Source organism: Sphingomonas sp. AC435 (assembly GCF_979253005.1).
In genome coordinates this window covers 29100-50839 of the sequence record NZ_CEEDCJ010000005.1, presented here as the reverse complement: position 1 = coordinate 50839, position 21740 = coordinate 29100, and the positions used below count along the sequence as shown (strand labels likewise).

At 65.4% G+C, this 21740-nt stretch carries 18 protein-coding genes and 1 tRNA gene; 12 read left to right on the top strand and 7 right to left on the bottom strand.

Annotated elements, in window-relative coordinates; all coding sequences use genetic code 11:
- Positions 1–17: 17 nt before the first annotated feature.
- The 4 genes from AC0CH8_RS11660 to AC0CH8_RS11645 all read right to left on the bottom strand — a co-directional run bounded on the left by AC0CH8_RS11660 (position 18) and on the right by AC0CH8_RS11645 (position 5507).
- Positions 18–1502, bottom strand: a complete 1485-nt coding sequence (locus AC0CH8_RS11660) for a putative bifunctional diguanylate cyclase/phosphodiesterase (RefSeq protein WP_465240027.1) — start codon at positions 1500–1502, stop codon at positions 18–20.
- Between the two features lie 62 nt (positions 1503–1564).
- Positions 1565–2089: a response regulator transcription factor gene (locus AC0CH8_RS11655; RefSeq protein WP_204199987.1), complete on the bottom strand. Its 525-nt coding sequence runs from the start codon at positions 2087–2089 to the stop codon at positions 1565–1567.
- On the bottom strand, positions 2086–4104 hold the full coding sequence (locus AC0CH8_RS11650; RefSeq protein WP_465240026.1) for a response regulator: 2019 nt from the start codon (positions 4102–4104) through the stop codon (positions 2086–2088). Before AC0CH8_RS11650 ends, AC0CH8_RS11655 begins: the two co-directional genes overlap by 4 nt.
- Positions 4101–5507 (bottom strand): sensor histidine kinase, encoded by a 1407-nt coding sequence (locus AC0CH8_RS11645; RefSeq protein WP_465240025.1) that lies wholly within the window; start codon positions 5505–5507, stop codon positions 4101–4103. Before AC0CH8_RS11645 ends, AC0CH8_RS11650 begins: the two co-directional genes overlap by 4 nt.
- 131 nt (positions 5508–5638) lie before the next feature.
- Here AC0CH8_RS11645 and AC0CH8_RS11640 point away from each other — a divergent pair, with 131 nt between their 5' ends.
- From AC0CH8_RS11640 to AC0CH8_RS11620, 5 genes are all read left to right on the top strand, one after another.
- Positions 5639–7054 carry a sensor histidine kinase gene (locus AC0CH8_RS11640; RefSeq protein WP_204199984.1) on the top strand — a complete coding sequence of 472 codons (1416 nt, stop codon included), beginning with the start codon at positions 5639–5641 and terminating at the stop codon, positions 7052–7054.
- 15 nt (positions 7055–7069) lie between these two features.
- A complete protein-coding gene (locus AC0CH8_RS11635) occupies positions 7070–7447 on the top strand; it encodes a response regulator (RefSeq protein ID WP_465240024.1) in 378 nt (125 codons plus the stop codon).
- Positions 7448–7560: 113 nt separating this feature from the next.
- Entirely contained in the window at positions 7561–8985 is a 1425-nt protein-coding gene (locus AC0CH8_RS11630; RefSeq protein ID WP_465240023.1) for an aminotransferase class I/II-fold pyridoxal phosphate-dependent enzyme, read from the top strand.
- A gap of 62 nt (positions 8986–9047) precedes the next feature.
- Positions 9048–10331, top strand: a complete 1284-nt coding sequence (locus AC0CH8_RS11625) for an OmpW/AlkL family protein (protein ID WP_465240022.1) — start codon at positions 9048–9050, stop codon at positions 10329–10331.
- A 78-nt stretch (positions 10332–10409) separates the two neighbouring features.
- Positions 10410–10598, top strand: coding sequence for a hypothetical protein (locus AC0CH8_RS11620; protein ID WP_465240021.1), 189 nt, complete (start codon positions 10410–10412; stop codon positions 10596–10598).
- Here the strand turns inward: AC0CH8_RS11620 and AC0CH8_RS11615 are convergent.
- Entirely contained in the window at positions 10576–11493 is a 918-nt protein-coding gene (locus tag AC0CH8_RS11615; RefSeq protein ID WP_465240020.1) for a peptidylprolyl isomerase, read from the bottom strand. The genes AC0CH8_RS11620 and AC0CH8_RS11615 overlap by 23 nt on opposite strands.
- An 86-nt stretch (positions 11494–11579) precedes the next feature.
- On the opposite strand from AC0CH8_RS11615, the gene AC0CH8_RS11610 reads away from it, so the two are divergent.
- The 6 genes from AC0CH8_RS11610 to AC0CH8_RS11585 all read left to right on the top strand — a co-directional run bounded on the left by AC0CH8_RS11610 (position 11580) and on the right by AC0CH8_RS11585 (position 16273).
- Positions 11580–11670: transfer RNA gene (locus AC0CH8_RS11610), tRNA-Ser, on the top strand.
- Between the two features lie 691 nt (positions 11671–12361).
- Positions 12362–13735 carry a site-specific DNA-methyltransferase gene (locus AC0CH8_RS11605; protein ID WP_465240019.1) on the top strand — a complete coding sequence of 458 codons (1374 nt, stop codon included), beginning with the start codon at positions 12362–12364 and terminating at the stop codon, positions 13733–13735.
- A 100-nt stretch (positions 13736–13835) separates the two neighbouring features.
- Positions 13836–14309 carry a DUF5681 domain-containing protein gene (locus AC0CH8_RS11600; RefSeq protein WP_465240018.1) on the top strand — a complete coding sequence of 158 codons (474 nt, stop codon included), beginning with the start codon at positions 13836–13838 and terminating at the stop codon, positions 14307–14309.
- A gap of 206 nt (positions 14310–14515) precedes the next feature.
- A complete protein-coding gene (gene terL, locus AC0CH8_RS11595; RefSeq protein WP_465240017.1) occupies positions 14516–15748 on the top strand; it encodes a phage terminase large subunit in 1233 nt (410 codons plus the stop codon).
- An 80-nt stretch (positions 15749–15828) separates the two neighbouring features.
- The gene (locus tag AC0CH8_RS11590) at positions 15829–16020 is read left to right on the top strand and encodes a hypothetical protein (RefSeq protein WP_465240016.1); all 192 of its coding nucleotides are present in this window, start codon (positions 15829–15831) and stop codon (positions 16018–16020) included.
- A 79-nt stretch (positions 16021–16099) separates the two neighbouring features.
- Positions 16100–16273, top strand: a complete 174-nt coding sequence (locus AC0CH8_RS11585; protein WP_204199816.1) for a DUF6771 family protein — start codon at positions 16100–16102, stop codon at positions 16271–16273.
- A 109-nt stretch (positions 16274–16382) separates the two neighbouring features.
- Here the strand turns inward: AC0CH8_RS11585 and AC0CH8_RS11580 are convergent, their stop codons facing one another.
- Positions 16383–17684: an FUSC family protein gene (locus AC0CH8_RS11580; protein ID WP_465240015.1), complete on the bottom strand. Its 1302-nt coding sequence runs from the start codon at positions 17682–17684 to the stop codon at positions 16383–16385.
- Between the two features lie 457 nt (positions 17685–18141).
- Positions 18142–21273: a CHAT domain-containing protein gene (locus tag AC0CH8_RS11575; protein ID WP_465240164.1), complete on the bottom strand. Its 3132-nt coding sequence runs from the start codon at positions 21271–21273 to the stop codon at positions 18142–18144.
- Here AC0CH8_RS11575 and AC0CH8_RS11570 point away from each other — a divergent pair.
- Positions 21272–21715: a hypothetical protein gene (locus tag AC0CH8_RS11570; RefSeq protein ID WP_465240014.1), complete on the top strand. Its 444-nt coding sequence runs from the start codon at positions 21272–21274 to the stop codon at positions 21713–21715. The genes AC0CH8_RS11575 and AC0CH8_RS11570 overlap by 2 nt on opposite strands.
- Positions 21716–21740 lie beyond the last annotated feature (25 nt).

The window sequence follows — 21740 nt, the reverse complement described above, 5'->3', positions numbered from 1 at the left end:
GAGGCGCGCCCTCTAGTCTAAGCCGCCACGGCCCCCGCGTCGCGCGTCGCCGGTTGCGGGTTCTGCCACTGGGTCGCGTCATGTCCGGCGCGCCAGATTATCAGGTCGTCGAGCGGCATCGGCATCCCGATCTCATAGCCCTGCAACAGGTCGCAGCCGAGCATCTGGAGCAGCCGTGCCTGCCAGTCGCTCTCGACGCCCTCGACCACGACACGCATGTCGAGGCTGTGGCCGAAGTCGATCATCGAGCGGATGATCTGGTTGGTCTTGCGGCGATCGCCGACCGATCGCAGGAACGACTTGTCGAGCTTCAGCCCGTCGAGTTCGAAATGCTGGAGATAGCTGAGCGACGAATAGCCGGTGCCGAAATCGTCGAGGTACACCTGCACGCCGAGTTCGCGGAGGCGGTCGACCGACTGGCGGGCGCTGTCGAGATTGTCGATCAGGACGCCCTCGGTGATCTCCACCTTCAGCAGTTCGGGCGAGACGCGCGCGGCCAGCAACTGGTCGACGATGCGCGACACGAAATCGGGGTGGCGGAAATAGACGGGTGAGATGTTGACCGCGACCGGCGCGTTCTCCAGCCGGGCGGCGGCGGCAAGCGCGGTCTCGATCGTCCAGTCGGTCAGCGCGACGATCTGGCCGCTCGCCTCCGCCGTCGCAATCAGCGCGAAGGGGCTGACGTCGCGCAGCGCCGCCGATTGCGAGCGGAGCAGGGCCTCCGCGCTTTCGAATGCGCCGGAGCGGGCGTCGACCAGCGGTTGGTAATGGAGCGAGAACTGGTTCTCGATCATCGCGCGCCCGAGTTCGACCCGCACCGAGCTTTCGCGCATCTCGCGCCGGTCCATCGCGTCGTCGAACACGCGGTAGCAGCCCTTGGACGCGGCCTTGGCGGCGTACATGGCGAGATCGGCGCGACGGAGCAACTCGGTGCCGTCGAGCCGTGTCGGATCGCCGATCGCGAGGCCGACGGATGCGCCGACCTCGACCTGGCTCCCACCGAGATCAAAGGGTTCGGCGACGACGGCGACGATCGCCTCGGCATGATCCTCCGCCGACACGTCGGGCCGCCACGCCAGGATCGCCGCGAACTCGTCACCGCCGAGACGCGCCAGCGCGACGGGTGAGGGGATGGTGCGGCGGACGCGCTCCGCGACCTTGCGCAACAGGTCGTCGCCGGCCTTGTGCCCGAGCGTGTCGTTCACGTCCTTGAACCGGTCGAGGTCGAAGAACAGCACGATCAGCATTTCGTGATCGAGCAGCGCGCGATCCTCCAGCGCGGCATGAAACGCCTTGCGGTTCATCAGGCCGGTCAGGTGATCGACGTTGAGCAGCGCGCGGAGTTCGGTGTTGCCGACGAGCAGGGCATGAGCGAGGGACCTGTGGCGGACGGTTTCGCAGCCGAGCGCGACGATCGTCGCCGTCAGCCCCGCCACGGTGCAGGCGCCCGCACCGCCGAGCAGCAGCAGGCCGAGCGAGCCGGCACCGGACGCAGCCGCCATCGACCACCCCAGCGATGACCGCCAGGGCACCGATCGCAACCGTCCGTACGCAGAGCCGAGTCTCACCGGGTGTAACGGCCACCGACCGCCGGCCGGTCGCGGCCCATCGCGGTGAACATCTGACGCGCCTGTTCGCCCAGCCGGCGTTCGGCCTGCTGCTTTTCGGTGGTGACGCTGGCGAGCGCGTCGCGCTGGTCGAGGTGGCTCGACATGCGAGCGCGCAGGATGGCGAGGCTGATCGGTTTCAGCATATAGTCGTTGGCACCTTCGGACATCGCGGTCACCACCGACATCTCCTCGTCGACGGCGGTGCACATGATGACGGGCAGGCGCGTCTTCGGGTGAAGCTCGCGGATCGCGCGGAGCGTTTCCAGCCCGGAAAAGCCGGGCATCATCCAGTCGAGCAGGACGATGTCCGGGCATCGCGCAGAGATGATCGACAGCGCCGCCCGGCCGCTGTCGGCGTGCAGCGTGCCATAGTTCCCGGAACGCAGCGCGCGGTCGAGCAGGATGCGGTTGTCCTCGACATCGTCGACGATCAGGACCTGCTTCTGGGCGCGGATGGAGGTCGGCAGCGGCGCGGTCATGCGGCCAGTTCCTTATGGGCCATGTCTGTGTAGCTGAGGGTCTTCACATCGCGGGCCTTGACGGCCAACTCCTTCAGCGACTGGGCGATCTCGCGGGGGGTGGAGGCGGCTTTCGGGAAGAAGCGATGGCCCGCCGCGGCGAGGCGGCGATGTTCGTCCAGCGTGATGTCGCAGCCGGACACGACGATCAGGGGCACGTCGCGCAAGTCGTCGTCCTTGGCCAGTCGCTGCATCACCTCGAACCCGTTCATCGCGGGCATCGCCAGATCGAGCACGATCGCGTCGGGGCGGATATCCGCGGCCATCGCCAATCCCTGAACGCCGTTGATCGCCCGCCGGGTGGAGAAACCGACCTGTGCGACGCAGCGGGTCAGCAGGTCGGCGGCATCGTCGTCGTCGTCGATCACCAATACCTCGCCCGATGCGCGCAGGCGATAGACGTCGAGCACGTCGCGCAACTGCGCCTCCGTCACCGGTTTGCGCAGATAGTCGGTCGCGCCGGCACGCAGGCCGCGGGCACGGTCGTCGTCGATCGTGACGAGGATGGTCGGAATGTGGCCGATGCGCGGATCGCGGCGCAATTCCTCCAGCACGTCATAACCCGTCCGCCCCGGCAGCAGGGCATCGAGCAGGATGAAATCGGGCATGTGCAGCCGCGCCAGATCCAGTGCCGCGTCCGCACTGGTGGTGGACAGGACGCTGTAGCCCATGCGCGACAGCCAGCGCTGCGTCAGGTCGATCGCGGCGGGATCGTCGTCGACGACCAGCGCGGTATGCTCCGCACTCGGCGTTTCGAGGAAGCGGGTGTCCTCCACGCCGGCCGCCGGCACGTCCAGCAGGTCGCGGCGCATCACCGCGTCGCCCATCGGCAGCACCAGCCGGAAGGTGGAGCCGACGCCCGCCACGCTGTCGACGGTGCAGTCGCCGCCCATGATCCGCGCCAGCCGGCGGACGATCGCGAGGCCGAGTCCGGTGCCGCCGAACTGGCGCGTCGAACTGCCGTCGAGTTGCTGGAACGCCTCGAACAGACGCTCGACATGCTCCGGGGGAATGCCGATGCCGGTATCGCGCACGGTAAACGCAATCCACGGCTGGTGATCGCGCTCATGCGCCGCAACGGTCAGCTCGACCTCGCCGCTGCGCGTAAACTTGAACGCGTTGCTGATGAGGTTGGACAGGCACTGACGCACCTTGTCGACATCGCCGATCATGATGCCGACGCCGTCGTCGACCGTCATCGTGAAGCGATTGCCGTTCGGTGGCGCTTCCGTGCCCGCGGTCGCCACTACGGCGGCGACGAGCGCCTTCACGTCGATGACGACACGGCTGACGGTGGTGCGTCCCGCCTCGATCTTCGACAGGTCGAGAATGTCGTTGATCAGCGCCAGCAGCGTGCGGCCGGCATGCTGGATCCGGTCGAGGTCCGCCATCGTTGCGGCATTGCCGACGTCGGCGGCATCCTCGTGCAGCAGCATCGCATATCCGAGGATCGCGTTCAGCGGCGTGCGCAGTTCATGGCTCATCGTCGCGAGGAATTGCGACTTGGCGATATTCTGCTGGTTCGCCTGTTCGCGCGCCTGTTCGAGGGCGCCCATCGTTTCCCGGGCGCGACGCGCGATCTCGCGGATGCGGCGCTTGAGCAGCTTGGTGTCGGCGGTGATTTCGCTGCGCGACAGGGCGTCGCCCCGCTGCCAGTGAAAGGCGGCGAGGTCTTCCGGCTCGAGCTGGCCGACGAGCAGTTCCAGCGGCGCGATCGTGGCGCGCACGATCGACCTCGCGAGCAGCCGCGCGGCGATGACGGCCGCGCCGCCACCGGTTGCGAGCGCCATCAGCGCCGCGGCGACCGGCCACAACGGCGTCATCGGCTCCGTGAGCAGACCTGCGGCCGCACCGGCGATCACCGCCGTCGCCACGACCGCGAGCAGCGCGGCCGTCAGCGGCAGGTGGAGCGATCGCCGCGCCGCCTGATACAGGAGGGGCCGGTGGCCATCGTCGTCGAACATGACGGGCTTCATGCCGCGATATCCAGCGGCAGGTCGGCAGCGGCGGGAGCCTGCACGCGCACGATCGGGATCTCGATCGTGAAGCTGGTGCCGACCCCGCGTTCGGAGCGCACGTCGATCGTGCCGCCCATCATCCGGCAGAAGCGGCGGGTGAGGGCGAGGCCGAGGCCAGTGCCGCCGAACTTGCTGGCGGTGTCGTTCTCCGCCTGGCTGAAATCCTCGAAGATACGGCGCAGCCCCTCCGGACTCATGCCGATGCCGTTGTCCGTCACCTCCAGCGTCATCCACTCGCCGCGGTCGGTCGTGCGCGACAGGACGGTCAGCATGATCGTACCCTTGGTGGTGAACTTGGCGGCGTTGCTGAGCAGGTTCAGGAGCGACTGGCGCACCTTCAGCGGATCGAGCTCCATCGTGCCGAGCGGTTGCGGGATGTTGACGATCAGGCGGTTGTCGCGCTTCGCGATCAGTGGCGATGCGGTGGCGGTGACCTCGGTGACGAGGGACGCGACGTCCACCGCCTCCGTCGACAATTCCAGCCGGTTCGATTCGATCGACGACAGGTCGAGCACGGTGTTGACGAGCGCCAGCAGGTGGCGACCCGCGGCATGGATGCGATCCAGATCCTGCATCTTGCGGCTGGCGTCGGCGCGATCCTCGAAATTCTCGCGCAGCATCTCGGCATAGCCGATGACGGCGTTCAGCGGCGTGCGCAGTTCGTGGCTCATCTTCGCAAGGAAGATGGACTTGCGCTTGCTGGCGAGCTCTGCCGCCTCCATCGCCGCGCGCACCAGCGTCAGCTTGCTGCGCTGGTCGATCGTCTCCTGTTCCAGACTCAAGCTGATGCGCAGCACCGTCTCGTAGAACAGCGACAGGATCGTCATGTACGCCAGCGCCGCGAGGATCGAGAAGGTATTGGCGAGATGCAGGTCGCGCGCGTCGATCAGCGTCGGAAACTGCCCGTAGGCGAGACGCATGACGAAGAACGCGGCCAACTGCATGGCGATGCCGGTCAGCACGAGTTTGATGGATTCCGACAGGTAGAAGAACCCCAGCACCATCGCGATCAGGAACCACGGCAGCAGGGGCGAGCTGATGCCGCCGAAGTAAAAGGAGCCGAACAGGGACAGGCCGACCAGCATCTGCACGCTGGTCATCGCGGGCAGGCGCATGCTCCCGCTCGCCTTCAGCAACACGGGGATGGCGAGGAAGCCGGCGACCATCGCCTCCGTCACCCAGAACTGCCACGTCTCCCCCGCCGGGGTCCGCGCCAGAAAGAAGGTGACGCTGTGGCCCATCAACGGACCCGCCAGATGCAGCATCACGAAGGTGCGCGCCATTAGCCGGTCGGAGTCGCCTTGCAGCATCGCGGCCGGGATGAACCAGTCAATGGCGCGGTAGAACTGCTTGTGCATCATGCCCCCGGGATCGACGTTGGTGATAGCCAACCACCCCTAAAGATTGATGAAGGTCAGGTTTAACCGGGTTTAAGGGGTCGCCCGCTAAGCGGGCTGCATCGACGGCCGCTTTCCCGGAGGATGTACCCGCAATGCAGACGGCGCGCGCCTTGCCCCGCAGCATCAATCCCGGCTTCTCCCTCGCAGCGCTGCTCGACCATTTCATCCCCGCCGAGATGCAGGTGCACGCGGAATCGCATCGCCGCGCGCGCATGTTCATGCTCAGCCACGTGTTCGGCCCGATCCTGGGAAATGCGATCCCGCTGTACCTGGTGGTGGCGGGCATCTGCCGCGATTATCGTGCGACCGTCTTCTTCCTGTCGATCCTGGCGTTCTGGATCTATCCGTTCGTGCTGCGCGCGACGGGGCGGTACCAGTTGCTGGCGTTCCTGTCGGTGCAGAACCTGATCTTCTGCGCGTTGTGGGCGTGTTATTCCTTCGGCGGCGTCAGTTCGCCGTTCCTGCCGTGGATCCTGATCTTTCCCCTGTTGGCGTTCCTGTACCTGCCGCCGGTCGGATGGGTGCGCAACGTGCTGCTGATCCAGATCTTCGGCAACGTCGCCTTCTTCCTCGCGCGCTGTTACGACGGCACACCGCTGCCGGCGGTGGAACTGTCCGATTTCCAGGTCATCGGCATGATATCGATGGCCAGCGTCGCGCTCTATTTCGCGATGATGTCGCTGTATTTCGCCAAGATGTTCCACGAGCAGCGGGAGTTCACGCGTGAGCTGAACTCGCTGGTCTCGACCTCCGACAACCTGCGCAACCTGACCGCCGCCGCCAATCAGGCGAGCACGGCGAAAGCCGATTTCGTCGCGGGGATGAGCCACGAGCTGCGCACGCCGCTGAACGCGATCATCGGGTACAGCCAGTTGCTGCTCGAAGAGGCGGAGGACGAGGACGACGACGATACCGTCGCCGATCTCGGCCATGTCCACCGGGCCGGGTCCGACCTGCTGCGACTGATCGACGACATCCTGGCCTATTCCCGCATTGAGGCGGGCAAGATGCCCGTCAACCCGGCGATCGGCTCGGTCGGCGCGCGCATGCCGATCTGGCTGCGCGACCTGGGCGATCGCGTCCGCGGCTATACCGTGGAGGTGTTGCCGAGCGGGGCGCTGGCGACGGAATGGTCGATGGACTGGACCGCGACGGGTTCCGCCGTCCGCCACCTCGTCACCGGTATCGCCGTGCAGCACGGCGCGGGCGCCCTGACGATCGACTGCCGGACGCTGGAGGGTGGCGGCCTGTCCTTCACCTTCATCGACACCGCCCCGAACGGTCGCGCGCGCGCGGTGCCGATCATCCACGAGATGTTCGAACATGGCGACGATGCCTCGCCGACCAAATACGGGGGCACCGGGATCGAGATCGCGCTGGCGTACAAGCTGGCGCAGCTGCTCGGCGGATCGATCGGTACGGTGCATCTGGCCGACGGCCGGCCGGCCACGGTGCTGACCCTGCCCGAACTGACCTCCGCCGCGCCCGCGCTCCCCTTCGCCGCCTGACACCGGATTTCCGATATGACCCACATCCTGATCGTCGAAGACAATGAATTGAACCGCGACATGCTGCAACGCCGGCTGGAGCGGAAAGGCTATGCGGTGTCGTGTGCGGTCGATGGGCCGCAGGGGATCGCGATGGCGACGACGAGCCGGCCCGACATCATCCTGATGGACGTCGCACTCGGCGATATGGACGGGTGGGAGGCGACGATGGCGATCCACGCCGATCCGCGCAGTGCCACGATCCCGGTGATCGCCCTGACCGCGCACGCGCTGGAGAGCGACCGGCTGCGCAGCATCGAAGCGGGCTGCGTCGATTTCGAGACCAAGCCGGTGTCGCTGCCCGACCTGATCGCCAAGATCGAGCAGCATGCCACCGTGCGCAACGCCGCGTAAATGTTCGCAAATCGTCGAGTTACCGGATCTTTAACCAGGTCCGCTCGCCGATGCTTATGGGTTGCGAAACTATCCCGGATCAGTTCCCGACCCGATCCCATACGAGGCCCATCATGACCACGGATACGCCGCAGTTCGGCGCCCTCGCTGGCAGCATGCGCGATTTTCGCTACCTGCCCGGTGCCGACCTGCTGGCCCGCGTCGATGCTTTCTACCAGTGGCAGGAGACGCGCCGGGCGGCGGGTGTCTGGCCGCTTGGGCGCTCGACGGAGCAGGGTGCGTTCAGCCGCTGCACCGCGCGCACCGACGAGGGCGAGCTGTTCGACGGCGTCAATTTCGCGAGCCAGGACTATCTCAGCCTGAACTCGCACGACGGGGTGTTGGAAACCGCGATCGCAACGATGCGCGCGTTCGGCGTGCACAGCGCCGGATCGCCCGCCCTGGTCGGCAACACGTCGCTGTCGATCGCGCTGGAACGCAAGATCGGCGACTTCCTCGGCTACGACCATGTCGCGCTGTTCCCGACCGGCTGGGCCGCGGGCTTCGGCGTCATCAAGGGGCTGGTGCGGCCGAACGATCATATCGTCATGGACGCGCTGAGCCATGCCTGTCTTCAGGAAGGCGCACAGGCGGCGACGCGCAACATCCACCTGTTCCGCCACAATCAGGTCGAGGCGGCGCGCGCCAAGCTGGCGAAAATTCGCAGCACCGATACGGAAAACGGTATCCTGCTGGTGACCGAGAGCCTGTTCTCGATGGACTCGGATACGCCAGACATTCGCGCGTTGCAGGCACTGGCGCACGAATACGGCGCGACGTTGGTCGTCGATGTCGCGCACGACCTGGGCAATCTCGGCCCCACCGGGCGTGGCTTCATCGAGGCGCAGGGCATGCTCGGCAAGGTCGACGTGGTGATGGGCAGCTTCTCCAAGACCTTCGCGTCGAACGGCGGCTTCGTCGCCGCGCGGGGCCGCGGCGTGAAGGAGTATATGCGCTATTACAGCTCGCCCAACACCTTCTCCAACGCGATGTCGCCCGCCAACGCGGCGATCGTCGGCAAAGCGTTCGATATCGTCGCGTCGGAAGAGGGCGCGGTGCTGCGGCGCAAGTTGATGGACAACATCCTGATGCTGCGCAGCCTGCTGCAGGGATGCGGGCTGGAGGTCTATGGCGATCCGTCCGCGATCGTGTGCGTGAAGATGGGCAGCGAGGCGCTGGCGCGGCTCGTCAGCCGTCGCCTGCCGTCGCTCGGGATGCTCGCCAACCTGGTCGAGTTCCCGGCGGTGCCCAAGGGGCAGGCACGGTTCCGGTTGCAGGTGATGGCGCGCCACAGCCAGCACGACATCATCGACGCGGTGCACCGCCTGTCGACCGCGGTCGCCGATGCCACCGACGATATGAACGCGCTGGAAACCGGGGCGGCGACGATCGAGACGCTGGAACGGGATCGGCCCGTCGTCCGCCGGACGGTGGTGGCGCCGGAGGCGCCGTGTGCCCGGACCAGACGGGGCGGTGGGCGCGGTGCGCTCGCCGCCTGAGGGTTTACGTCGTGTTTACTGCGGGTTGCTACAGGTTAGCCCGCGAAAGGAACCTCCCTGCCATGAAGATGAACATCGCCGCGTTGATGTCGGCCAGCCTGTTGGGCATGATCGCCGCGTCTCCGGTCGTCGCGCAGGAGGCCGGTGACGCCTATGTCCGCGTCGCCGCCGCGCGGACCAAGCTGGTCGACAAGGGCGACGTGAAGACCAACGGCGTGCTCGATCCCGCCGCCGGCTACTCCACGCGCGAGACGTTCCACGGCGTCGTCACGGGCGGCTATTACATCGCCAACTCCATCGCGGTGGAGGCATCGATCTCCACCCCCGCGACCACCGACAATCTGCCGGCGGGATCGCTGCTGGGCACGCCGAACCTGGGCGACGACGAGTTCACGATGGCGACGCTGGGCGTCAGCCTGCATCCCTTTCGCGGCAAGTTCCAACCCTATGTCGGCGGCGGTATCATCCGCCACTTCACCACGCAGGAGCGGGACGGGCTCGGCGTCGGGCTGAACATCCCCAACGCCTACGGGCCCTATGTCCATGCCGGCGTCGACGTCGCGATGTCGCGGACTTGGGGGCTGTTCGCTGACGTGCGCAAGGCGTTCTACCACACCAACGCCACCGGCCTGCTGCCGCTGGATGCGACCTATACGCAGTTCGCCAGCGTCGATGCGAAGGCGGAACTCGATCCGCTGACGATCCAGCTCGGCGTGGTCGCGCGCTTCGGTCGCGGCGCAGCGGCGGAGAGCGACACCCGAATCGAGACCGACACCACCAAGTGGGTGCTGCGCGGCGGCCTCACCAGCCTGACGCTGGCGGACAAGGTCGCCCTGTCGGTAGGGGGAGCGGTCTATCCGGGTGCTGGCTTGTCGACGTACGAGCATCAGACGCCGTCGATCCAGATCGGCCGTTACCTGACACAGAACATCGCGGTGAACGCGACATTGGGCTTTCCGCCGACGATCGACATCCGTGGTGCGGGCAGCATCGGCGCGCTGCCGAAGCTGGGCGAGGTGACCTACGGCCCGACGATGCTGACGGTGCAGTATCACCCGACGCGCAGCGGCCGCATCCGCCCCTATGTCGGCATTGGCGCCAGCTACATGATCGTGTTCGACACCAAGGACGGCGCGTTCCGGAACCTGAAGGTCGACAACGATCTGGGCTGGGCGTTCGAAGCGGGCACCGACATCATGGTCAGCCAGAACTGGGGCATCTTCGCCGACGTGAAAAAGGCGCTGCTGCGGCCGAACGCCTATGGCAGCTTCGGCGGCGCGCCGGTGGTCGGCCGTACCCGGCTGGACCCCTGGGCGTTCTCCGGCGGCGCGGCCTTCCACTTCTGATCCAAACGGGCGCAACGCGGGTCGGGGGATCGTCGATCCGGCAGCGGTTGCGTCCGATATCGGCCTGTGCCGGCGTAGTTGGACGCCGATGCTGCGAAGCCCGGCGACGATAGCGGCTACTCTGTGTTCGGCCGCGTGGTGGACGGCATCAACGCGGTTCGCCGGATCTGGGACGCGCGTCGCTCCGCCATCGGCGGCATGGGCGCGACCAGCGAGCAGACGCTCGCCGCGCCGATGCGTCTCGTCAGTGTGCGGCGCCTGAAGTAACGCCGGACGCCGCCGGCGCGCGGCGCACCGGCGGCAGCGCGTTGCAGATGTCGGCGCCGCCCGCGGGGACGACGAAGAACGGCGGCTGCCGGTTCTCGCGCGCCCTGATCCAGGCGGCGAAGCGGAAATTGTCCGTCGCCCGGTACTGGAAATGCGGACGTTCCGCGGCGGGCAGGTCGCTCACCAGCCGCACGGACATGATTGCGACGGGCGTCTCCGCGGGCGCCTTGTAGAAACCCAGATCACCGGTGCCGCGCGGCAGGGCGGACAGCCGCTCGATCCCCTCCACGACGCGGCCGACGATGGCGATGTTGCGGTCGAGCGCGCGGGGGCCGTGGCCGATCACCGCGTACAGATCGCCGCCGCTGCCCGTGCTCGGCGCCAGGTCGCGCGCGACGCCGACCATGCCATAGCAATGCGGCAGCCATTGAAACGTGCCGCTGCCCGCCAATGGCCAGCCGTCGCGCGTGTAGCCGCCCCATTCGGCATAGGGATCACGCCGCGTGAGCTTTGCGACGGGGGCCGCGCCCTGCCACTCATACTCGGCGGGCGGGTTCGCCTCGACATCCGCGGGCAGCGGCTTCTTCTCGGTCACGTCGCCCCATTGCGCGACGTAATTGTCCTGTACGCGGTAGACGCTGCCGCCGGTGTCCCACCATTTCGCCTTTGCGAGCTTGCGGATGTTCGCGACGTGCCGGGGCGTCTGCGCCGCCGCCAACCGGATGACGACGGTGCCGCCGCCGGCCAGCGTCATCACCAGGATCTGATCGTCCGGAATGGCGACCCAATCCGCCGGCAGCGCATCCGAGGCCGCGGGTGTGGCGGGTGTGGCGGGTGTGGCGAGCGGGGTGGCGGAAGCGGCCTGCACGGCGGCAAAGATGAGGATTGGCAGCATATCGTCAGCCTGCCCGAGCATCGCGACGCAAGCAACCGCTTGCACCCGCGCGCCACCCGTCCTATCGGCCCCCTTCCAGGACATGCGGAGCGGTGGCCGAGTGGTCGAAGGCGCTCGCCTGGAAAGTGAGTATACGCCAAAAGCGTATCGAGGGTTCGAATCCCTCCCGCTCCGCCACCCAGTCGTTCAGTGCAAAACCTGATCAGAGAATGCCCGCGAAAGCGGCGCAGTTCTGCGGCATTCCCGTCTGCAAACGCTACTGCGGAGAGCGTCACGGGAGGAGAGATGCGGCTCCAGATTGCCCTGATTCTCTGCGCCTCTGGCCGCCAGTACGGTTTGCAGATGTGCCGCTTTGATTTCCCATAACACGCGAATCTGCAGGGAATTAGAGCCGTTTCGCCGTCCGCCGATGCGCCGGAGTGGGTCAGGAACGAAGCATTTGCGCGGGTTTCGCAGCTAATTTCCCTGCTGCAGTGAGCAGGGAAATTGCAGCGAAGGGTCGCACTGGAGCAGGGAGATTGCGGGCATGCTGCAGGGAGCCGCATAGCTCGAACAGACCTAGACATTCGCTCGCTCTCAAAAGTAAATCTTGACTTAACCGAATTGATGACTTGGGCGCTCTTGTGCTCCGGAGTCGCGCATCCAAAATAGCGCGCAGGCCAATCGGCCTTACCGGGCCAGTGCGGGTCTTTAGATCCACCGGCTGTCGGCACATCCAGCAGCATGCCCCACGCCTTGCGGGAATGATGTTCTACGCGCGACCGCAATTTCGCGGATCGGAAACACGCGTCTGTGCCCGGTGCCCGTTCACTGGAGACGAACCATGACCACATCGCGTCCACGAAAGGCGAAGGCCAGGAGCAGCAACATGCTGTTCGCACGGCTTGGACCCATCAGCTATCGCCGGCCAGACGAACTGATCGCCTATGCGCGCAATCCGCGCAAACATCCCGAACGCCAGATCGTCGCGCTGATGGCGTCCATCTCTGAGTTCGGCTTCAACATGCCGATACTGGTCGATGGAGACAGCCAGATCATCGCCGGTGATGCGCGACTGCAGGCAGCGAAGCGGCTCGGGCTTCCTGAGGTGCCGACGATCTCGGCCACGCACCTGTCACCTGCGCAGGTGAAGGCCTACCGACTGGCCGACAATCGCGTGGCTGAACTCGGATTGTGGGACATGAAGGCGCTCGCCATCGAGATCGAGGAGATCATCTCGCTCGACGAGATCGAGGTCGAGAGCATCGGCTGGTCAACCGCCGAACTCGACGTGCTGCTGATCGCACCCATCAACGATGCAGGAGAAAGCGACCCTGCCGACACGCAGATCGAGCCGCCGCTGCAACCGGTGGCGCGACCCGGTGACCTCTGGCTGCTCGGCCAGCACCGGCTGCTGTGTGGATCAGCGCTTGATGATGCCTCCTGGCACCGCCTGCTGGACGGCAAAATGGCCGCCATGTCGTTCGGCGACCCGCCCTTCAACGTGAAGGTCGGTGGCCATGTCAGTGGTCTGGGCAAGGTCAAACATGCCGAGTTTGCGATGGCGTCGGGAGAGATGAGCCAGGGAGAGTTCACCGACTTTCTCTCAGCCTACCTGGCCGCCATCAAGCGTCATCTACGCGACGGCGCGGTGATCGACATATGCATGGACTGGCGTCACCTGCGCGAGTTGCACGCAGCCATCGATGATAATCAGCTGTCGCTTCTGAACATATGCATCTGGAACAAGACCAACGGCGGCATGGGCAGCCTGTACCGCTCCAAACACGAGATCGTTGCCGTCACCAAAGTGGGTACGGCACCGCACATCAATAACGTCGAACTCGGCAAACACGGTCGGTATCGCACGAACGTGTGGGACTATGCCGGCGTCAACAGCTTTGGTGCAGGTCGTATGCAGGACCTGGCGGACCATCCCACCGTCAAGCCTCTCGCCCTCGTTGCCGATGCAATCCGCGATGTCACGTGCAAGGGAGACATCGTCCTGGACCCGTTCATGGGTTCGGGCACGACGCTGCTCGCGGCGGATCGCGCCGGCCGGCTGGGTTATGGCACCGAGATCGAGCCGCGCTTTGTCGATGTTGCGATCCGACGCTGGCAGGAGCTGACGGGCGGCATGGCCGTGCTCGCGGACACCGGCCAAAGCTGGGAAGGGGTCGCGGCGGAGCGCCTTTCGCGACGTGACGACGCCAGCGGTGCCGATGATATTGAGCAGGGGGAGGCGTGCCATGTTGCTGCCTGACAATCTTCCACCCGCTCGCAAGCGCACGCGACCCATAGCGTCTGGGGGCATCGCCGCGCCAACATCAGTTGCTGCGGCTTCACCAGCGGCGGTTCCGGTAATGACGGCACCTGCCGCATCGCCGACGGCGGCCGAGCCGCCGCCGCCTGGAAGCTATGAGGTCGGCTACCGCAAGCCACCGCTGCACACGCGCTTTCAGCGTGGGCAGTCGGGAAACCCGAAGGGTCGCAAGAAAGGCTCGGAGAACCTCGACACGATGGTGCTTGCGATCTGCGACGAGCGCATCGCCGTCAACTCGCCGGCAGGCCCAAAGCGGGTTCCGCGCATCGAGGTCCTCCTGCGCAAGCAGTTGGAACTGGCTGTGAAGGGCAACCCGCGTGCTATCGACCAGGTCCTGCGCCAGTACGGACAGGCACAAGGCATCCAGACCGCACGGGCAGACGCGGCATCGGGTACCGGCGACGCGCAACCCGACCTGACCGAGGCGGACGCGCTCAGCCTGCAGTTGCTGCACGAACAGCTGACGGCTGAGATCATGGCTGGTCTGGCGACCGGAAACGGGGGCACGGCATGACCCCTTTGCATGTAAATGCGCTGGCGGCAGTACGCCGCCAGCGCCTGTCCTTCTTTCTCATCAAGGCGTTCGAGACGCTGCACCCGGGGGAGAAACCACTGGCGCACGCATGGTACCTCGATGCGATGTGCCATTGGCTCGAGAGGGTCGAGGCGGGTGATGAGCGACGGCTGGTCGTTACGGTGCCGCCGCGCCACCTGAAGTCAGTGACCGCCTCGGTGGCGTTCGTCGCCTGGGCGCTCGGGCGTGATCCGACGATGAAGATCATGGTCGCCAGCTACAGCCAGGATCTGTCGCGCCTGCACGCCAGCCAGTGCCGGACGCTGATCGAGTCCGACTGGTACCAGAGCCTGTTCCCGAAGACCCGGATTGCCGATGGCGGCAACCGGGCACTCGAGATCATCACTACGCAGGGCGGGGTGAGAAAGGGCGTGTCGGTCGGCGGGACGGTGACCGGTTTCGGCGCTGATCTCATCATCGTCGATGATTGCATGAAGGCTGACGATGTGAAGAGCGTCACGCTGCGCGAGGAGGTGAAGAACTGGTTTGCCAATACGCTCCTCACGCGCCTCAATGACAAGCAGACCGGTCGGATCATCTCGATCCAGCAGCGCCTCCACGAGGATGATCTGCCCGCGATGCTGCTGGAGCGTGGCTATCGCCACCTCAATCTGCCCGCCATCGCCGAGCAGGTCGAGGACGTGCCGATTGGCCCCGGCAAGGTTCACCGGCGCGTCGTCGGCGACCTGCTCAACCCGGATCGCGAGGACCGCGCGCTGCTGGATCGCATGCGCATCGAACTCGGGCCCGTCGTGTTCTCGGCGCAGTATCAACAGAACCCGGTGGCGCCGGAAGGCAATTCGATCCGGATGGAGTGGTTCCAGACTTATGACGAGCCGCCAGCGCGCCGGAACTTCACCAGGGTCGTGCAAAGCTGGGACACGGGCATGAGTGCAGCACCGACCAGCGACTTCTCGGTCTGCACGACATGGGGTTTCTGCGGAGACAAATGGTACCTGCTGGACGTCTTCCGCCAGCGGCTCGACTATCCTGAACTCCGGCGGGCGGTGGAGCGGCTTCATGACCAGTGGAAGGCCGACCGGGTGATCATCGAGGACGCCGGCGCTGGCAAATCGGTGGCGCAGGATATCAGGCTGAGGAACAAGTTTCGGCCGTTCATGAGCAAGACCGACGTGGACAAGATATCGCGCTTCACCGGGACCTTCGGGGAAGTCGAGGCCGGCAACATCCTGCTGCCCACGGCCGCACCGTGGCTGGACGAGTTCCGCCGGGAACTGCGGGCCTTTCCCAACGGACGGCACGACGACCAGGTGGACAGCTTCAGCCATTTCGTTCGCCACCAGAAGAACCACCGCATGTGGATGCTCACTCGCGTGGATCCGCGGACCGGCCGGGAGGATCCGCCGCGACGGCGATGAGGGGTGCGTGGCAACGCTCGAAAGCTGCATATCGACTTCTGCCACCACGCAGGGCTGTGGTCATGCTCAGGAGGCTGAGCATGACACCGGACGAACTTATCCGCACCTACATGACCGCAGCGGGCATGATCATGGAGGACATGGCCACAAAGGCGCTGCTGGATCCTCTGGCTGCAACGCGGGCCCAGGAGCTGCGGGACGTCGCTCGCGAACTGCAGACGATTGCCGATGTCGTCGACGCCGCTCGCGAAGCGCAGCCGCATCGTCGCTGAGCGATGCTGGCTCGGAATGGAACAGCGCGTCGCCCAAGCGTCTTGTGACGGCCAGTGGCCCGTGAGACAGCCCATCATCATGCCATCTGCCAGCCTCGTCGATCTCGTTGAGAAGGTGCTCGCCCGCGCGCCGGAGTGGGTGAGGGTGGACCTTGCCGCCCGCGATCCGCTGCAGCGGCAGCGCGCAGAGGAGACGCTGGCTGCGATGATCGCAAGCGCCATCAGCAGCACCGGCGACGCTGAGAGCAGCTAATCTCTGGCGCGCTCAGCGAGGCGGCAGGCGGCCTTCCGGTCAGCATGAGGTGCTTCTCAAAAGGCAATGTGGACTAGATCATCAATGACTGCTCACGATCAACACAGCTTTACGCGTTGATCTCGTCGATCCGGTCGGCGAGATCCCGAAGGTCGCGTGCGAGTTCGTCCAGCGCAAACGAGAAGCCGAAGACGTGTCCCGCCATGTCGAGATCCAGTGCGTTCCCCTCGGCGCTGGTGCGAAATGCAGCAAGGGCGCTGGAGAATGCCTGTCGCGCCGTCGTGAGGTCACCACGTGCGACGGTCTGTCTGGTTCGCAGCGCCGTTGCGCATGCGAGGATCTCGGCGCCGAGCTGGCGAACCAGTGCCGCGGCTTGCGCTCCCAGCGCAGCGCGAACCGGGTCCGGGAAGCTCGGGTTGAGCGCGCGGGCGACAAGCACGAGGTCCGAGCGGATGCGCCACAAGGTTCGCGGCACCGCAGGCGAGATGGCGTGCCGCCACAATCGCGCGGCATGTTCGCGGTCAGCATCCTTCAGCGCCTGTTCGACACCGGCGAGCGCGGGACGCAGCGCCACCAGCGATGAACCCAGCGACAGCGTCGCGCCACTTGCGATGGCATCTGCCATGTCGCCGAGCGTTACGTGCATGGTGTCGAGCACCGCGGCAATGCGGCGGGCGACGAGTGCCCCCGACCGCGCCGGCAGGATCAGCGCCATCGCTGCGACGCCGATCGCCCCGCCAAGCATGATTTCGGCGACACGGTCGATGACGAAGTCTGCGATGGGGCTGGCCGGCGGCACCGTCAGCATCATGATCGAGGCCGTGACCGGCGCAACTTTCAGCTGAGGGCGGAGCACGGCCAGATAGCTGCCAAGGGCTGCTACGGCGACCAGCGCAACACCCGTGCTGATCACGCCGCCATTGTGCGCCCAGGCACCCAGCGCGCCGAGCGCTGCCCCGACCAGCGTGCCGAGCAGCCGATCGAACGCTGCGCCAAGCGTCCCGCCGATGGAGCCCTGCATCACGATGAGCACCGTGAACACCGCCCAGTAACCCTGCTTCAGATCTAGCAGCCTGTATGCCGCGTAAGCGACCGCGCAGGCCGCGGCGACCCGGAAGGCCTGCTTGAGCGCGGACGTACTGACGAAAGACTGGAAGGAGAGCGTCACCTGATCGCAGGTACCGTTTTCAACGGCTGCCGTCATGTATGCGTCGCCGCAACCCGGGCGTTCCGAAGGCTGGGGTGCGGCAGCACGTGTTTCTGAGAAGCGGCAGACCGTCCGCTCGTGGGCGTTTCTGGTGGGAAGCCGCCAGTCCGCTCCCGGGCGCCGACCGGACATAAGCAGCCGTTCGTTCAGGAGACGTAGCAGGGGGCTGATCTCCCTAAACGTGGCGCCGTACGTTTCGGTCACGCCGGTCCAACAAACTAAGGTATCTTCACGCGCGTAATTTAACGGCGGCGAAAGACCGAGGCTGGGTAAGAACGATGGACAGACGAGGTCCATCAGCGGACACGAAGCTGGGCTGGGAAACTCACCAGCGAGTCAAACATGATGATCGAAACACCTCTTCCTTGCGCTCGTGGAGAGCGCGGCGGCCGCTGCAAGTCCGGCCGTTCCGTTCTGGTGACGCCAGACCAGGCGATGGGTCCGGGGGGCGTCGACGTGCACTAGGGGCTGGTCAAAGGCCCTGCCACCGCCCTCGATCGCTGACGCCCGTCGAGCTGGAAGGCAGCTCACCGGGCCTTTCCCCATTGCGGGCGCGTATCACGCTACGCAGCATGGCGCCGGCGGCGATCTGCGGGTTCCCAAGCCGACGCGTTGCGGGGGAACCGCTCAGCACGCTAAGGCGACCCACGCCTTTAGCGCCTTATTGCCCTTCCCCCATGATCGTGAACGGCGCCCAGGCGGACGGATGCGCGGCATCCAAACGAGGATCGTTGCGAATGCGCTGTATGGCGGATTGAAGCGCGCGGGCTCTCGGCAACCCGGCCGCGCGGGTCAGCCTCAGGGTTTCGACAATTAGCGCAGCGGCGACATTATCGTACACCTGCCAGTGGCTTACGAGCAGCGAGGTCGCGCCCGCGTAGAAGAAGGCGGAAGCGAGGTTCGACAGGCGTGAGGACTGCTGGTCGCCCCCCGCACCGGCAGAATTGCACGCCGACAGGATGACCCACCGCGTGCCTTCCAAGTGCAGCTCGGTGACTTCCGACGCGGACAGGTAGCCGTCATCTCGCTCGCTGGGCGTCACCGGAGGCGTGAAGACCAGCCCCGGCTCGCGCAGGTCGCCGCTCTCCTCCTCGGTTAGGGCGTGCGTCGCTAGGTGAAGAACACCCACGCGGGCAAAGGACGCGGTTCGCAGAGCCCCTTCCGTCATCTGCTCGGCGATGTGGAGCCACTGTTGCGACTTCGGAAAGGCGCCGCCGACGGCCTCGAGTTCACGGTGGGTCTCCGGCAGTGCAGGCAGCTCCTGAAGGACCGATCGCGCGATCAGCCGGCCGTTTACCCGTGCGCCTCGCTGGGTAGAAGTCGCTGCCGGTGTCGGGGCGGCGGCCGGCGTGTCGGTGGCGCCCTGAAGCGTCGGGTCGCCCCAGCCCGAATAGCCGCTCGCCAGCTTTGAGGCGTCGCTCCGGCGGATGCCATAACGCCGGATCAAAGCGAGCGCTTGGAGCGACGGCAGTTGGACAAGCGCCAGTTGGTTGCCGAACCACGGCAGTGCGCGCAACGTCGCGGGGTGGCTCAAATCCGCACCGGCCGGTGGGCTACCGGTCAGCAGCACGTGGAAGGGCATGGTCGACAAAGGGCCGGCCGCTGCCACGTAGAGAACCCGCTTGCCATGAAGGAGGGTGGCCACGGGTGCAACGACCGCCTGGTACAGCGCGTACGCCGTCTGCGCGTCGTAGCCAGGGCGCGCCGTACTGGTAAGGCTCCGTGCTAGGATCGCGGCGGGATCAAGATCGGCGCGGAGCCGCGTCACCATCGATGCGATCTGCTCCGAAGTCAGGGCCGACCGAGCCCATGTCACTCGATGCTTGTCGATCGCAAAGATCTGCGTGCCATAGGCAGTCGGGACGACCAGAAGCAATGCTTCGTCAGGACCAAGCAGCGATTGATAATGCAGGGCGGGTAGGCCTGACTGCTCAAGGAGCCTGAAGAGGGCGGGTGCGCGGCGGCGAAGTAGCCTATCCTCGGCATCAAGCCGGTCTGCGATGCCCAGCTGCTCGACTCTGCTATCAAGGCGCGCCATCCCGCCAATCCGGCCTACGCCGGAGTCCGCGCGCCAGTCATCGGTGAGCGCTCGCCAGCGCCGCAGCGCGGCCTCTCGCCTCGCCAGTGCGTCGGCTAATCCGTGATCTACCGCGTAACGACGTGCCGCTGCGTCAGCGACCGATCGTGACGTGATCCCGGCGCTGGCGTCCTGCGCCATCTGGAAGGCTTCACGTTGCAAATCAAGTCGTCGGCCAGGGTCGACGACGCTTACCTGCCATGCAGCCTCGGCGCGCATACCATGCGCTTCACGCAACCACGTGTCACCACCTTCGAGGGTTCTGAGCATGCCTACGCCGCCGGGGCGCCGTTCGACCGCGGTCGCGTACTGCACGGCGAGGCGGGCGGCCGCGAGCGCAGGTGCCGCCTTCCCGGGCTGGCTGAGCCTGTCTCGAACAAGTGCCAAGGCGCGTACGTAGTACTCGTTCGAACCTGCGCCCAATGCCAGTTCGAAGGCAAGTCCTTGTTGATCAATTACTTCCGCAGCACGGTATCGGCCGTGATCTCGTGACCCAGAAGAATGCTGGCTGATGAAATTAATATATTGAGCGAATTTATTTAAGGTGTTTTCGCTACTGCTTGTTGAGCTCCGCTCTCGCCGCGTGTTTACCTTAAATCTTGTCAGATATGTTCTCTTCACCTTCGCAAATAGCGGTAGCGCCTCTTGCTCTCGGCCGACTGCCACTAGAAGCATGGCGTACTCGCCAAGAGTATTGATCGTCGTAAGAGCCTCGTCTCCATTCTGCGCCGTTATGCGCTTTAGAAGAGGCGCCCAGATCACGATGGCATCTTGAGCACGGCCCAGGCGCATCAACCTTCGGGCGTACAAGCCCGTGTACATGATGTTTGGAGCCGCCGATTGACCGTTCAATCGGATAGAAAGCTCCGCCAGCTCGCGCGACACGCTGAGCGCATTTTCATCTTTATCGTCGAGCATCATCGAGTACAGGTCGAGAAAACGGAATGTGCGATCTCGATCGCTCGTACTGCGGCTATCAAGATAACCACTCCAGTAAAGCTCTTTTACTTCATCCTGATACCGGCGAGCGGAAACCGCATCGTTGCGTTCATATGCCAGGGTGGCAAGCTCTAGCTTTGATTGTGTGTATTGCGTTAGCGCTTGGAAAGTGTCTTCCGCCGTGGCCCCTTGTACCCGTCGTCGAACTAAATAGGCGCGCTCCAATGGTCCCGCGGCCTCGACGGTGCGGTGCGCGATAGACAGTGCGCTCCCCCTCACCTCCAGTATGCCGGCCAGAAGAGCGGACTCAGGAACGTTGTTGACGAGTAGTAGGTTCTCCGCCTCATCTAGTAGCGGCAGTTGAAGTTCCCAATCCCCCATATTTCGTTCATCTTGCGCCTTTTCCAAAAGTTCGGCGGCCCGCTCGCGGGCCTGCACTTGAGCGGGAGTGTCGCTTGAAGGGGCTTGGGTCAGTGTGCCTGGGCCGGAAGGCTGCTCCTGTGATAGCAATGGGCTTGCCAGCGCCACGCTGGCAAGAACAAGCAGGATATGTAAGCGACCGATTTGCCAGCACTTGGCCCTCCGCCAGTTGGTGGTCATCGAGCAAAGAATCAGGCGCATAGATTGCTCTTCACTTTTCTGATGCGGGCATGTGGCTCCGCATCTGTGCCGGCGAAAACCGTCGAAGGTCAATCGATCGATCTGGCTGGCTAACTTGACACCACGCCCGACCGGCGCAAGCAAGATGGATGAACTCCAGTCCGGTGAGTCGAGCATGACGATCAAGTTCTTCTGTCTTGCACTCGCGGCGAGCGCCGCGAGTGCCGCTGACCCCGGAGCGACCATGTTGGTGACGCCGGAAGAAGCGGCGCGGCCGGAGGCGCCAATGCGCACCCGAGGGCTGTTCCCCGGCCCAAAGATCACCCTAGAATCGCCTACGCCGGCAGAGCTCGGGTCAGCGCTCACGACACCCTTCCGCTTACGCGTGCGCATTACGCCCCATAATGGCGCAACCGTCCGTCCGGCGAACATCCGAATCAACTATCTGCGGAGCCCGTTGGTGGATCTGACGCCGCGCCTGAGTGCGTCGATCTCCACGGCTGGCGTCGACGCACCGAACGTCGCGCTGCCGCCCGGCCGCCACAGCTTGCAGGTGCTTGCGGCGGATAGCGACGGCCGGCTTGGAGCGATGACCGTGACGCTCCTCGTCGCGCGGTGAGTGCCTGCCCCTTCTGCCTCGCGGA